At 48.3% G+C, this 13,757-nt stretch carries 7 protein-coding genes, 3 rRNA genes, 1 pseudogene and 1 riboswitch; of the genes and pseudogenes, 10 read left to right on the top strand and 1 reads right to left on the bottom strand.

Annotated features, from left to right (window positions below; translation table 11 throughout):
* Window positions 1-25: 25 nt before the first annotated feature.
* Together HXT24_RS01160 and HXT24_RS01155 are read left to right on the top strand one after the other, a co-directional pair.
* Window positions 26-994, top strand: coding sequence for a ketopantoate reductase family protein (locus HXT24_RS01160; protein WP_415698820.1), 969 nt, complete (start codon window positions 26-28; stop codon window positions 992-994).
* Window positions 995-1,207: 213 nt separating this feature from the next.
* A complete protein-coding gene (locus tag HXT24_RS01155; protein WP_422119474.1) occupies window positions 1,208-3,160 on the top strand; it encodes an alpha-glucosidase in 1,953 nt (650 codons plus the stop codon).
* A 28-nt stretch (window positions 3,161-3,188) separates the two neighbouring features.
* Here HXT24_RS01155 and HXT24_RS01150 read toward each other — a convergent pair whose 3' ends face one another.
* On the bottom strand, window positions 3,189-3,971 hold the full coding sequence (locus HXT24_RS01150) for an SIR2 family NAD-dependent protein deacylase (protein WP_020761133.1): 783 nt from the start codon (window positions 3,969-3,971) through the stop codon (window positions 3,189-3,191).
* Window positions 3,972-4,009: 38 nt separating this feature from the next.
* Between HXT24_RS01150 and HXT24_RS01145 the strand changes: the two genes are divergently transcribed.
* The 8 genes and pseudogenes from HXT24_RS01145 to HXT24_RS01110 form a co-directional block, all read left to right on the top strand.
* Window positions 4,010-4,342, top strand: a complete 333-nt coding sequence (locus HXT24_RS01145; protein WP_422119473.1) for a hypothetical protein — start codon at window positions 4,010-4,012, stop codon at window positions 4,340-4,342.
* 190 nt (window positions 4,343-4,532) lie between these two features.
* A 16S ribosomal RNA gene (locus HXT24_RS01140) occupies window positions 4,533-6,060 on the top strand.
* Between the two features lie 30 nt (window positions 6,061-6,090).
* Window positions 6,091-6,387, top strand: a complete 297-nt coding sequence (locus HXT24_RS01135; RefSeq protein WP_422119432.1) for a hypothetical protein — start codon at window positions 6,091-6,093, stop codon at window positions 6,385-6,387.
* 47 nt (window positions 6,388-6,434) lie between these two features.
* A 23S ribosomal RNA gene (locus HXT24_RS01130) occupies window positions 6,435-9,495 on the top strand.
* A gap of 166 nt (window positions 9,496-9,661) precedes the next feature.
* Window positions 9,662-9,778: ribosomal RNA gene (gene rrf, locus HXT24_RS01125) — 5S ribosomal RNA — on the top strand.
* Together the 16S, 23S and 5S rRNA genes form the textbook arrangement of a ribosomal RNA operon.
* A 220-nt stretch (window positions 9,779-9,998) precedes the next feature.
* Window positions 9,999-10,091, top strand: a riboswitch (TPP riboswitch).
* A complete protein-coding gene (gene thiM, locus HXT24_RS01120) occupies window positions 10,079-11,596 on the top strand; it encodes a hydroxyethylthiazole kinase (protein WP_422119472.1) in 1,518 nt (505 codons plus the stop codon). Its footprint overlaps the riboswitch before it by 13 nt.
* A gap of 5 nt (window positions 11,597-11,601) precedes the next feature.
* A complete protein-coding gene (locus HXT24_RS01115) occupies window positions 11,602-13,299 on the top strand; it encodes a bifunctional hydroxymethylpyrimidine kinase/phosphomethylpyrimidine kinase (protein WP_422119471.1) in 1,698 nt (565 codons plus the stop codon).
* 74 nt (window positions 13,300-13,373) lie between these two features.
* Window positions 13,374-13,556: pseudogene (locus HXT24_RS01110) on the top strand (XRE family transcriptional regulator); the annotation flags it as partial.
* Window positions 13,557-13,757: the final 201 nt, after the last annotated feature.

Here is a 13,757-nt window from a genome sequence, read left to right as displayed (position 1 = left end):
TTTTTACCTAAAAGGAGGTGTCACTATGAGTGGCATGAAATATGCAATGATCGGTTCTGGAGCTATGGGGTATCGCTATGGCGTTTTGTTGCAGGAAACGGCTGGCATTCATGTTGATTTCATTGATGCCTGGGATGAAAATGTGAATAAAGTTCGCGAGCAAGGCGGCGTAATGGTGAGCCGAGATCATGAAAATCGTCATCTTGTGCCAATCAATATGTATACCCCTGAGGATTATGACGGCGATCCAGATGTGTGGATTGTGTTTATGAAGCAGATGCAGCTTGCGGAGATGTTGGAGCGATGCAAGCATTTGTTTAATGATCATCAAGTTGTTTTTGCTGCAATGAATGGTTGGGGTCATTTTGAGAAGCTTCAGCAATATTTCTCGGATGATCGTATTTACGGTGGTACTGCAATGATTGCAACCGTGCTGAATGGCCCGGGCGACGTTGATTTTATTGGTAAAGTCGGCGTTGGTACGATGAATATGTGCGCGTTGAATGAGCAGGTGAGTGATGTTGAGCTTGCTATGCGAGATGATTTTAAAGCTGCTGGCTTGAATCCTACTATTACGGAAGATTTCAAGGGTACTTGCATGGCGAAGGTAGTTTTTAATTCCGTAGTTAACACTTTGTGCACAATGTATCAGATTCAGATGGGTCAGTTTATTTCTTACCCAGGGGCTATGGATATGGCTCGCCAACTTATTGACGAGGCGTACGACGTGTGCGATCGTGCAGGAATCCGTATGGTTAATACGCGTCAGCAGGAGTTGGAGGCTATTGATTACGTGAGCCGAGTGGCAAATCCTTTGCACTATCCTTCTATGTATCAAGATATGAGTCGTGGACGAAAAACAGAGGTTGATTATATCAATGGTTATATTGCGAAGCTTGGTCGCGAAAATGATTACGTGTGCCGCACTCATGAGTTCTTAACGCACGGAGTTCATTTGGCGGAACTAGCGTTTAAATTGCATAATCAGCAATGATTTGGAGAGCATTCTACAATTCGTACAATGAATGAGAAGGAGACGCGGCTCATGGTTTTTACCATGGGTCGCTTTTTATTATCCGCGCGTAACATCTAGTATGCTGATAAAATTTAGAGTCTAAAATCATAAATACTATTAAATAAATAAAATTATTTGTAATAAATAAAACTGTAATAAAAATACTTATTAACGTAAATTAATGGGGATTAAATGACTACTTTTGACAAAGCGAACTTGCCAGAATCCGTGCGCACAAATGGGGCTACACCAAACCCTTGGTGGGCAAATGCAGTTGTGTATCAGATTTATCCGCGAAGCTTCCAAGATACTAACGGAGACGGTATTGGCGATTTGAAGGGCATTACTTCGCGTCTTGATTATTTGGCTGATTTAGGTGTTGACGTGCTTTGGCTTAGTCCTGTTTACAAGTCTCCGCAAGACGATAACGGCTACGATATTTCCGATTATCAAGATATTGATCCGCTTTTTGGCACCCTAGAAGATATGGATGAGCTTTTGGCACAAGCGCACAAGCGCGGTCTTAAAGTTGTGATGGATTTGGTAGTAAATCACACTTCCGACGAGCACGCTTGGTTCCAGGCTTCAAGAGATGCTTCTAGCGATTACGCAGACTGGTATTGGTGGAGGCCAGCGCGCAAAGGTTGCGTTCCTGGGGAGCCAGGTGCTGAGCCAAATAAGTGGGGTTCGTATTTTGGCGGTTCCGCGTGGACTTACGATCCAAAGCGCGGCGAATATTACTTCCACCAGTATTCGCCAAAGCAGCCAGATTTGAATTGGGAAAATCCTGCGGTTCGCGCTGCCGTGTACAAGATGATGAATTGGTGGATGGATCGCGGTATTGACGGCTTCCGTATGGATGTGATTACGCAAATTTCTAAGCGCGTAGATAGCGAAGGGCGTTTACCTGGAGAATACGGTTCGCAGATCGAGGATGCGCCAGCTGGCGACGACGGCTATTCTTCGCCGTATTTCTTCTGCTCCGATGGTCCTCGTTTAGACGAGTTTTTGCGCGAGATGCGCGAGGCGGTTTTCAAGGGTCGCGAAGGTTTCTTAACTGTTGGCGAGGCTCCTGGAATTTCCGCGCATCGAAACACTTATATTACAAATCCTGCTAATGGCGAGCTAGACATGCTCTTCTTGTTCGATCAAGTTAATGTTGATTGCGCAAATGGCACTAAGTGGAATCCTATTCCTCTTAAGTTGACGGCATTAAAGCGCGCAATGGCGGATCAGCAGCAGGCAGTTAGCGAGGCTGGTTGGGCGAGCCTGTTCTTTAATAATCACGATCAGCCGCGTGCGCTTTCTCGCTGGGGTAGTGAGGCTAGCGATGAGATGCGCGTGCTTTCCGCTAAGGCGATTGCAATGCTTCTTCATATGCATCGCGGTACTCCGTACGTGTATCAGGGTGAAGAAATTGGCATGACAAACGCGCACTTTACGAGTCTCGAGCAGTATCGCGATTTGGAAGCGTTGAACATGTTTAAGCAGCGCGTAGAAGAAGCGCATATTCAGTCGGCTGAGTCGATGATGGATGCGCTCGCAAAGCGCGGTCGCGATAATTCTCGAACGCCTATGCAATGGAATGCGTCTAAATATGCGGGATTCATGCCTTTTAATGTTCCGTCGCAAAATAATGCACAGCCGTGGATTAGCGTGAATCCTAATTATGTAGATATTAACGCGGCTGAGCAAATGGAAGATTCGGATTCTGTTTATTCGTTCTACAAGCGTTTGATTGAGTTGCGTCATTTGCAGCCTGTTGTTTCGGCTGGTTCTTGGAATTTGATTGATGCGGATGATGAGTGTGTTTACGCGTTTATTAGGAAGGTTGAGCAGACTTGTGAGAATAGTAAGGCAGATGTGGCAGATGAGGCAGGTCTTGAGAATGGTGTGCGTTCTTCAAGCGCTGTTGCTGGCGATTCTTCCTCTGTCTCGATAAAGAAGCTGCTCGTAATGGTAAATATGACGGATTCGTCTGTGGCAATACCTGCTCAAAGTGCCGAATTGTTGCGTAATATCGCCTCTAATGGCGTATTGTATGATGATGTGATGATTTCTACCTACAGCGCGGATCATGCTCTTAAATCACTTAAAAATGGCACGCTTGCGCCTTGGGAGGGAATCGCTGTTAGCTTGCAATAATTATTTTGAAATAGTCACTTTGTAATAGTCACTTTGCAATAGTTTCGTCTACTAACTTTGGCAGAGCTTTCGCAATATCTTCGCGTATTATGCGCTCTGCCAAATAATCGTATTGCGTAGCACCCAGGTTCATTATTGTAATCGGCACTCCTGCGCGAGCGGCTAGCGGCACAAGGCTTGCAGCTGGGAATACTTCTAGCGTGGAGCCAATAACCCACAACTCGCTTGCGTGCATAATCGCCTGCGCGCTGCGTTCCATTGCGCCTTCGGGAAGTGCTTCTCCAAAATATACAACGTCTGTTTTTATAAGACCGTTGCAAGGCATGTTTCCGTGGTATGGCAGCGCGCGCCTGCAATGTGGGTCTGGGTGTGCGTCTAAGTCGCGCATAATGTCTGCTGTATTGTAGCTAGCGTGGCAGCTCATGCAATGCGATGTTCCAATGCTTCCGTGCAAGTTCACTACAATATCTGGGCTGTTTCCAGCTTTTTCGTGAAGCGCATCAAAGTTTTGAGTGGCGATTAAGTCCAGCATCCCAGCTTTCTCAAGTTTTACTAGCGATTTGTGTGCTGTTCCTGGCTGAGCGTTCCAAACTGGCGACTCTTTTTGCCAGCGCCAAGAGTACACGCGTTCTTCTTCGCTGCTTAAAAACGCGTCAATGTCGTAGACGCTCATTTGCTCTGGGTGTTTAGTCCAAACTCCATCTGGGCCTCGAAAGTCTGGAATGCCAGCGCTTGTAGATATTCCGGCGCCTGTTAGAGCCACAATGTGATTGTGTGAGTTGTTCTTGCTGTTTTTCTCGCTATTTCTCATATACCTATATATAGCACGCGAACGCATAGCACGTACACATGTTGTATGCATATATTTTGTTTGCGTTGTGTATTTTGATTATTTTGCTCGATTGCTCTGCGCGACACTCCCGGGTTTTGTGTTTTTTATGGTTTTTTGTTTGTTTTTTGGGTTGTTTTTGGTTTTGTGTTGGTGGTTGTGGTGGTTTGTTGTGGTTTTTTGCGTGTTTTCGACACGCCGATGTTTTGGCTTGTTTTCAATGGTTTTGTGGTGTTTGTTTGGTGTTGGTTTGCGTTTTGGTGGGGTTTGGTGTAAGTTTATCTCTTGCTGCTCAGCGCGGCTGGTTCTCCTCGGTTGAGGTTGATGAGCCGGCTGGTGTGGTGGTGGTTTGAGAACTCAAGAGCGTGTCTGTACTACTTATTAGTTAATTATTGCCAGTTCATTGTCAGCCTCACAGATTGTGGGGTGCCTGAGAGATGGTTAAATGATGGTGAGGTTTTTTGTTGGGATGTTCTTTCCTTAAAGAATGTCTCGTCTTTTTCTTTTATATTGGAGCCTTTTGTTGGCTCTTCATTGAAGTTTTTCGTGGAGGGTTCGATTCTGGCTCAGGATGAACGCTGGCGGCGTGCTTAACACATGCAAGTCGAACGGGATCTGACCAGCTTGCTGGTTGGTGAGAGTGGCGAACGGGTGAGTAATGCGTGACCAACCTGCCCCATGCTCCAGAATAGCTCTTGGAAACGGGTGGTAATGCTGGATGCTCCAACTTGACGCATGTCTTGTTGGGAAAGTGTTTAGTGGCATGGGATGGGGTCGCGTCCTATCAGCTTGTAGGCGGGGTAATGGCCCACCTAGGCTTCGACGGGTAGCCGGCCTGAGAGGGCGGACGGCCACATTGGGACTGAGATACGGCCCAGACTCCTACGGGAGGCAGCAGTGGGGAATATTGCGCAATGGGGGGAACCCTGACGCAGCGACGCCGCGTGCGGGATGAAGGCCTTCGGGTTGTAAACCGCTTTTGATTGGGAGCAAGCCTTTTGGGTGAGTGTACCTTTCGAATAAGCGCCGGCTAACTACGTGCCAGCAGCCGCGGTAATACGTAGGGCGCAAGCGTTATCCGGAATTATTGGGCGTAAAGAGCTTGTAGGCGGTTCGTCGCGTCTGGTGTGAAAGCCCATCGCTTAACGGTGGGTTTGCGCCGGGTACGGGCGGGCTAGAGTGCAGTAGGGGAGACTGGAATTCTCGGTGTAACGGTGGAATGTGTAGATATCGGGAAGAACACCAATGGCGAAGGCAGGTCTCTGGGCTGTTACTGACGCTGAGAAGCGAAAGCGTGGGGAGCGAACAGGATTAGATACCCTGGTAGTCCACGCCGTAAACGGTGGACGCTGGATGTGGGGCCCATTCCACGGGTTCTGTGTCGGAGCTAACGCGTTAAGCGTCCCGCCTGGGGAGTACGGCCGCAAGGCTAAAACTCAAAGAAATTGACGGGGGCCCGCACAAGCGGCGGAGCATGCGGATTAATTCGATGCAACGCGAAGAACCTTACCTGGGCTTGACATGTGCCTGACGACTGCAGAGATGTGGTTTCCTTTCGGGGCAGGTTCACAGGTGGTGCATGGTCGTCGTCAGCTCGTGTCGTGAGATGTTGGGTTAAGTCCCGCAACGAGCGCAACCCTCGCCCTGTGTTGCCAGCGGGTTATGCCGGGAACTCACGGGGGACCGCCGGGGTTAACTCGGAGGAAGGTGGGGATGACGTCAGATCATCATGCCCCTTACGTCCAGGGCTTCACGCATGCTACAATGGCCAGTACAACGGGTTGCTTCATGGTGACATGGTGCTAATCCCTTAAAACTGGTCTCAGTTCGGATCGTAGTCTGCAACTCGACTACGTGAAGGCGGAGTCGCTAGTAATCGCGAATCAGCAACGTCGCGGTGAATGCGTTCCCGGGCCTTGTACACACCGCCCGTCAAGTCATGAAAGTGGGCAGCACCCGAAGCCGGTGGCCTAACCCTTTTGGGATGGAGCCGTCTAAGGTGAGGCTCGTGATTGGGACTAAGTCGTAACAAGGTAGCCGTACCGGAAGGTGCGGCTGGATCACCTCCTTTCTACGGAGTTTTTGTGCACGCTCGGATTGAGTGTGGTTACTGGTGTGGAAAACAATAGTTAATGTTTTAGATGAGTTTGTTGGGCATGCTTTTGGGTTCCCGGATTGCCACCCCCCTTTTTTTGGGGTTGCGGTCCTGGCCCTTGGATTACAGGTTGAGGCTTTTTGGTTTTTGGCTTGTGTTCTTGGTGTTTGGTGGTTTGAGAACTGGATAGTGGACGCGAGTAAGAATAGTGAGACTGTTTTTTGGTTTTGCTTGTTTTTACTTTTATCAATTTCAACCGGCTCCATTTTGGTGGAGTCGCTTGATCGTTTTGTGATCGTTTAGTGTGATGATTTATTGTCTAGAGAGTTAAGCGATAGGCTTTTTACTGGTGTATCACTGGTAAGGGCGTATGGTGGATGCCTTGGTAGACAGGACCGATGAAGGACGTGACGGGCTGCGATATGCCTCGGGGAGCTGCCGAGTGGGCTTTGATCCGAGGATTTCCGAATGGGGAGACCCGGCCACTGTTATGGGTGGTCACCACAGTTTTTGTGGGGGGGTACGCAGGGAAGTGAAACATCTCAGTACCTGCAGGAAAGGATACTCCGTGAGTAGTGGCGAGCGAAAGCGGATCAGGCTAAACCGAGTACGTGTGATAATCGTCAGGTGTTGCGTATTCGGGGTCGTGGGATTGACTGTTCAGCCTCTGACGGGGTTGAGAAGAGTGATAAAATGTCGTGTTATGTGAATGGGATTGAATTCCCAGCCGTAGAGGGTGATGGCCCCGTAGCAGGTTGCGCGATGTCTTTTTATGTTTATTCCCAAGTAGCGCGGGCCTCGTGGAATCCCGCGTGAATCTGCCCAGACCGTTGGGTAAGCCTAAGTATTCCTGTCTGACCGATAGTGTACTAGTACCGTGAGGGAAAGGTGAAAAGCACCCCGGGAGGGGAGTGAAATAGTTCCTGAAACCGTGCGCTTACAATCCGTCGGAGCCTTCTTTGTGGGGTGACGGCGTGCCTATCGAAAAATGAGTCTGCGAGTCAGTGGTATGTGGCGAGGCTAACCCGGGTGGGGGAGCCGTAGCGAAAGCGAGTTTTAAAAGGCGTTTTAGTCGCATGTCCTGGACCCGAAGCGGGATGATCTAGCCCTGAGCAGGTTGAAGCGCGGGTAAGACCGTGTGGAGGACCGAACCCACCTAGGTTGAAAACTGGGGGGATGACTTGGGGTTAGGGGTGAAAGGCCAATCAAATTCCGTGATAGCTGGTTCTCTCCGAAATGCATTTAGGTGCAGCGTCATGTTATTGCTTACAGGGGGTAGAGCTACTGGATGCTTGCGGGCCCATACCGGGTACTAATAGCAGCCAAACTCCGAATACCTGTTAGGTTTATCATGGCAGTGAGTCGGCGGGGGATAAGCTCCGTCGTCAAAAGGGAAACAGCCCTGATCGTCGTCTAAGGTCCCGAAGCGCGTGCTAAGTGGGAAAGGATGTGGAGTCGCATAGACAGCCAGGAGGTTGGCTCAGAAGCAGCCATCCTTGAAAGAGTGCGTAACAGCTCACTGGTCTAGTGGTTCCGCGCCGACAATGTAGCGGGGCTTAAGCACGCCACCGAAGACGCGGCTGCATGATTTAGTTCATGTGGGGTAGGAGAGCGTCCTGTATGGGGTGAAGCGGCAGTGTGAACTTGTCGTGGACTTTACGGGAGTGAGAATGCAGACATGAGTAGCGAGAGACAGGTGTGAATCCTGTCCGCTGAATGACTAAGGGTTCCGGGGCCACGTTCGTCGTCCCCGGGTGAGTCGAGTCCTAAGGCGAGGCCGACAGGCGTAGTCGAATGGATGAACGGGTTGATATTCCCGTACCGGTGTTACACCGTTCGAACTGAATCTGAGAGTACTAACCTTCGTTATTCTGGTTGATTATCTTTCGGGGTTTTCTTCTGGTTTAGTGTTGGGACTGTATCGGTAGTAGGTTAGCGTGGGAGTGACGCGGGTAGGTAGCCGGCTGCGGAGGTGGTTTTCCGTGGCTAAGCGTGTGGGCTGTCCTCTAGGTAAATCCGGGGGATGTTAAGCTGAGGCGTGATGGGTAGGCTGTAAGGCTGATTCCGGTGATCCTGCTTGCCGAGAAAAGCTTCAACGTGAGGTGTGATTCCGCTCGTACCCTAAACCGACACTGGTGGTCTGGTAGAGTATACCGAAGCGATCGGGCGAATCCTGGCCAAGGAACTCGGCAAATTACTCCCGTGCCTTCGGCATAAGGGAGACCCCTGATGGTGATGTTTTTTACAAGCGGAGCTGTTGGGGGTGGCACAAGCTAGGGGGTAGCGACTGTTTACCAAAAACACAGGAGCGTGCGAAGGCGTAAGCCGCTGTATACGCTCTGACGCCTGCCCGGTGCCGGAAGGTTAAGAGGATCCGTTAGCTTCGGTGAAGCGGTGAATTTAAGCCCCGGTAAACGGCGGTGGTAACTATAACCATCCTAAGGTAGCGAAATTCCTTGTCGGGTAAGTTCCGACCTGCACGAATGGCGTAACGACTTCCCCACTGTCTCGGCCAGGAGCCCGGCGAAATTGCAGTACGAGTAAAGATGCTCGTTAAGCGCAGAAGGACGAAAAGACCCCGGGACCTTTACTATACCTTGGTATTGTCGTTAGGTGTGGATCGTGTAGCATAGGCGGGAGGCTGTGAAGCGTGGGCGCTAGCTTGCGTGGAGTCGATCAGTGAAATACCGCTCTTTCCATATCTGGCGTCTAACCTCGACACGTTATCCGTGTTAGGGACAGTGCCTGGCGGGTAGTTTAACTGGGGCGGTTGCCTCCTAAAGAGTAACGGAGGCGCTCAATGGTCCGCTCAGCCCGGTTGGCAATCGGGTGTTGAGTGTAATCGCACAAGCGGGCTTGACTGTGAGACTGACGGGTCGAGCAGGGACGAAAGTCGGAGATAGTGATCCGGTGCCGGCGTACGGACGTGGCATCGCTCAACGGATAAAAGGTACCCCGGGGATAACAGGCTGATCATTCCCAAGAGTCCATATCGACGGGATGGTTTGGCACCTCGATGTCGGCTCGTCGCATCCTGGGGCTGGAGCAGGTCCCAAGGGTTCGGCTGTTCGCCGATTAAAGCGGCACGCGAGCTGGGTTCAGAACGTCGTGAGACAGTTTGGTCTCTATCCTCTGCGCTCGTTGGAATGTTGAGGAGACCTGCCCATAGTACGAGAGGACCTGGGTGGACGAACCTCTGGTATGCCGGTCGTCACGCCAGTGGCGCTGCCGGTTAGCTACGTTTGGAAGGGATAACCGCTGAAAGCATCTAAGCGGGAAGCCTGCTCCAAGATTAGCATTCCTTGCACTTTGTGTGTGAGCCCCCATGTAGAACACGTGGTTGATAGGCTGGATGTGGAAGCCCTGTAAGGGGTGGAGCTGACCAGTACTAATGGGCGATTGTGATACTACTTGTATTGCTTATCGTTTAATTCTCTTAGATAGTATGGAGTGTTAGACGATCATGATTATGGTTGAGTTGTTGATTTTGATGATTGTTTTTCTGTTGCTCGCGTTCATGTCCGGTTCCCAAACCGCCAATTTGCCGCTCGCTTATAGTGAGTGTATAATCTAGTTTTGCGGTGGTCATGGCTCAGGTGAGACGCCCGGTCCCATTCCGAACCCGGAAGCTAAGGCCTGACACGGTGAGGGTACTGCACTCGATAGGGTGTGGGAGACTAGCACGCTGCCGCATTATTCTTTCTAGCGGGAACGATTGTTCCCCGCTTTTTTATTATTTAAAACAGGTCGTCGCGCGGTCTACTCGCGCGAACGTCTTCGCTTGCGTTGAAAGCACGGTGTGCTTTCAACTTTGAGCAAGCTCAGCGCTCCGAATTACCTTTTCGCGCTACGCTTTAAGCGAAAAGGTAGGTCGTCGCGCGCGTAAATAACGTCATAACGAACATATATAGTCAAACATAGGTTCGGGGTGCGCATAAGCGCTGAGATTATACCCGTTGAACCTGATCTAGTTAGTACTAGCGAAGGGAAAATCATGACTACTGTGTCGTGCTCTAAAAATAGTGAATTCTCAACTAATGCTCGTTGCAAGCAATTCATGCAAGATGTGCGAGAATGCATTGAAACTTTACGCGCAAAAAATCCGCTAACACATTGCGTAACGAATAATGTTGTTCAAGAAATAACAGCAAACGTTCTGCTAGCTGCTGGAGCATCGCCAGCAATGGTCGTAGATGCAGAAGAAGCTGAAGTATTTGCTCAAATCGCATCTGGTGTATTAGTAAACATTGGAACGTACAGGCCAGTAGACAAAGAATCTATGGATGCTGCGATTCGCGGAGCTGTAAAAGCACACACTCCATGGGTTCTTGACCCAGTTGCAGTTGGCGGTTTAGCTCCACGCACGCAATACGCGCGCGAAATTGTTAAAAGTCATCCTGCTGTAATTCGCGCCAACGCTTCCGAAATCTTAGGCTTAGCTGGAGAAGAAAGCGGCGGTAAAGGCGTAGACGCTGGAGACTCGGTTGATTCGGCAGTTGCAGCTGCTAAGAAGCTAGTTAAACTCTACGGCTCGGTAGTGGCTATTTCTGGCGAAAAAGACGCTATTTATGGTCATGGATGCTCGGCACGAGTTTCTGGCGGCCACGAAATAATGACGAAAGTAGTCGGCACGGGCTGCTCTCTTGGCGCATTGGTGGCAGCATACGTTGGAGCAAATCGAAATCGACCTTTTACAGCAACAGTTGCCGCGCACGTACACGCTGCTGCAGCAGGAACTTGGGCAGCGCAACGTTCAACATTGCCAGGGTCATTTAGAAAATTATGGATGGATGCGCTTATGGATTTGAGCGCAGACGAGATGCTGAAACTAGCGAATATTGAATTTGAACTCGATCCTGTCGATTGGTCTTTATACTTTATAACAGACCCAAAGATGAGTGATCGAGCCGAAGAAGATATTGCAGTTGATTGCGTTAAAGGCGGAGCAAGCGTAGTTCAATTGCGCGATAAGTACGCAAATAGCGAAACTTTTAACAATAAAGCTCAAAGCCTGCGAGACAAAATGCTTGCTAATGGTTGCGGAGACGTGCCGATTTTTGTTGACGATCGTATAGATTGCGCTAAAAGCTTAGGGTTCAACTTGCATGTTGGTCAAACAGATACGCCTTATATTGAAGCGCGTAAGTCTATTCCTGCAGAGTGGATGGTTGGACTTTCTATAGAAAAGTTAGAACAGTTAGATTACGTTTATAACGAATGTGCTAAAGAAAATGTGGCATTGCCTGATGTTATTGGAATAGGCCCAATTTGGCCTACTGCCACTAAGCCAGACGCTGCTCCTGCTTTAGGCGTTGAAGGAGTAGAAAAGATTGCTAAACGCGCTAAAGAACTCGGCATTAGCACGCTCGGAATTGGTGGAGTTAATGAAAATACCGTGTTTCCTATTAAAAGCACTTCAATAGATGGTTTATGCGTAGTATCTGCTCTAATGCTTGCGCAAAATCCTTGCGAAGAAGCACACAAATTACGCGATGCTATTACAAAGGAATAAAAATAATGAATAATCAATTTTCGCAAACTCAAGCACCTTTGCAATCAATTTCTCAATTATATGATTCAAGCCTAAGGCCATCTTCCTTGCCATCTTTAGAAGAGCCAATTATTCCGCGAGTGCTAAGCATTGCTGGAACTGATCCAACAGGCGGAGCTGGAATTCAAGCTGATCTAAAATCAATCACAGCATCTCATGGATTCGCAATGTGTGTAACAACTAATTTGGTTGCTCAAAACACTTGCGGTGTGCGCGAAGTTTACACTCCTCCAACCGACTTTTTGCAAGCGCAACTAGAAGCAGTATTTGATGACGTAACTATTGATGCTGTAAAAATCGGCATGCTTGGAGACAAATCATATATTAGCCTAGTTCAAGATTGGCTTAAGAATCATCCTGTTCCTGTTGTTGTGTTAGACCCAGTGATGGTAGCAACTTCGGGAGATAGGTTGCTTGAAAAGTCTGCAGAAGATGCAATGCGTGAGTTTGCGCCTCTTGCGGATGTTATTACGCCAAACATACCTGAACTCGCAGTATTATGCGATAAACAGCCTGCATCTAATTTTGAAGAAGCTTATGCTCAAGCAAGCGAGTGGAGTGCAAAAAACAATACTATTGTTATTGTTAAAGGCGGTCACTTAACAAGCGAAGATGCTGGTAATACTGTTGTGTTCCCAGATGGTCACAGAGTGCACGTTCCTTGCCCTAGAGTTGATACAACAACAACGCATGGCACTGGCTGCTCGCTATCTTCCTCGCTCGCTACGCGCATAGGATTAGCGTTGCGAGAAGGCAAGAAGCTAAGCGATTACAGTACAGTAGCGGATGCTCTAGCATGGTCGTCAAGATGGCTTAATGAGGCTATTGCTTGCGGTAAAGATTTGCATGTTGGCAAAGGCCATGGGCCTGTGAATCATGCGGCTCGTAATTATCGTTTGGAATTGGATTCTTCGTCAACTCCATGGGAGCATATGCAAACTAATGGATTAGACGGATTAACTCCACAAAGCGTAGTCGTAAAAGCTCATAGCAAGGCTAGAAAGCCAAACGTGGAGCCTTGTGGTCCTTGGACTCAAGCTTTATGGGATGCTAGTGCAGATGTTGATAACAACATTATGAAAATGCCATTTATTAAGGCTTTAGGTAATGGAACGCTTGACTCCGACTTGTTTGCTTTCTACATAAGTCAAGATTCCGAATACTTGAAGCGTTACTCGCGCGCGCTAGCTGCTGTTGGAGCTAAAACGCCAGATAATGAGGCTAGAGTGCATTGGGCTACGGGCGCAGCTATGTGTATAGAAGCAGAATCGCAGTTGCACAGAGATTGGCTTGGAAGCAGAAATATAAGCATTGATGCGCCTTGCTCGCCAGTAACGTTAGCTTACGTAAATCACTTACTTGCTTCTACAATGGCAGAAGACTATGTGATTGGAGCTGCGTCTCTATTGCCATGCTATTGGCTTTATGAAGAAGTGGGGCAAATTTTAGTCAAAAATAATACTCCTGAAAACCCATATTATGATTGGATTTCAATGTATTCTTCTCATGATTTTGAGTCAGGAGTAAGAATGGCAGTTAAATTTGTTGAGAGAGCTTTTGAAGAAGCTGGACCAAAGGCTCGAATTCTTGCTGCTCAAGCATATATGACTTCGTGCATTTACGAGTATGAATTCTTTAATCAGGCTCATAGAGCATTGAGGTAGATGGTTTGATAGCTTGATAACTTGATAGCGCTGATGCGTTGACTTCGTCTTTATTAACAAAATCTAGAAGATTTGAAGATGAGTCAAAGCGTCAGCGCATGCTAGATGCAAAATCTGCAGCTATAAAAACTCAAGAAGAAGCATCTATGCTTATGCGTGAAACAGTTCGTATACTAAGGAATCAGGGATTGACGGTTCGTGATGTTGCAGAGCTTACAGGGGTTACTCCGCAGCGAATAAGTTCGCTAAAAGCTTAGTGATTCAAAGCAATGTGGTTGAGGCTATGCGCAAGTAAGTCGCTCAGTAGTGTATAAACTCTATGCAAAATAAATCATTCTCTGGTATTATGCAAGCTCCAAGAATCATAAATAAAATCATCATTTAGTGTGATGCAAACTCTTTACGGCGATTATAGGCTATTAAGCAAAAGCTGAAATCCTCAATAAAGTGTCAATCAT

The organism is Gardnerella sp. DNF00354, assembly GCF_049262755.1.
Lineage (GTDB): Bacteria > Actinomycetota > Actinomycetes > Actinomycetales > Bifidobacteriaceae > Bifidobacterium > Bifidobacterium vaginale.
The sequence above is the reverse complement of the archived record's forward strand: the minus strand, read 5'-3'. Positions and strand labels throughout refer to the sequence as shown.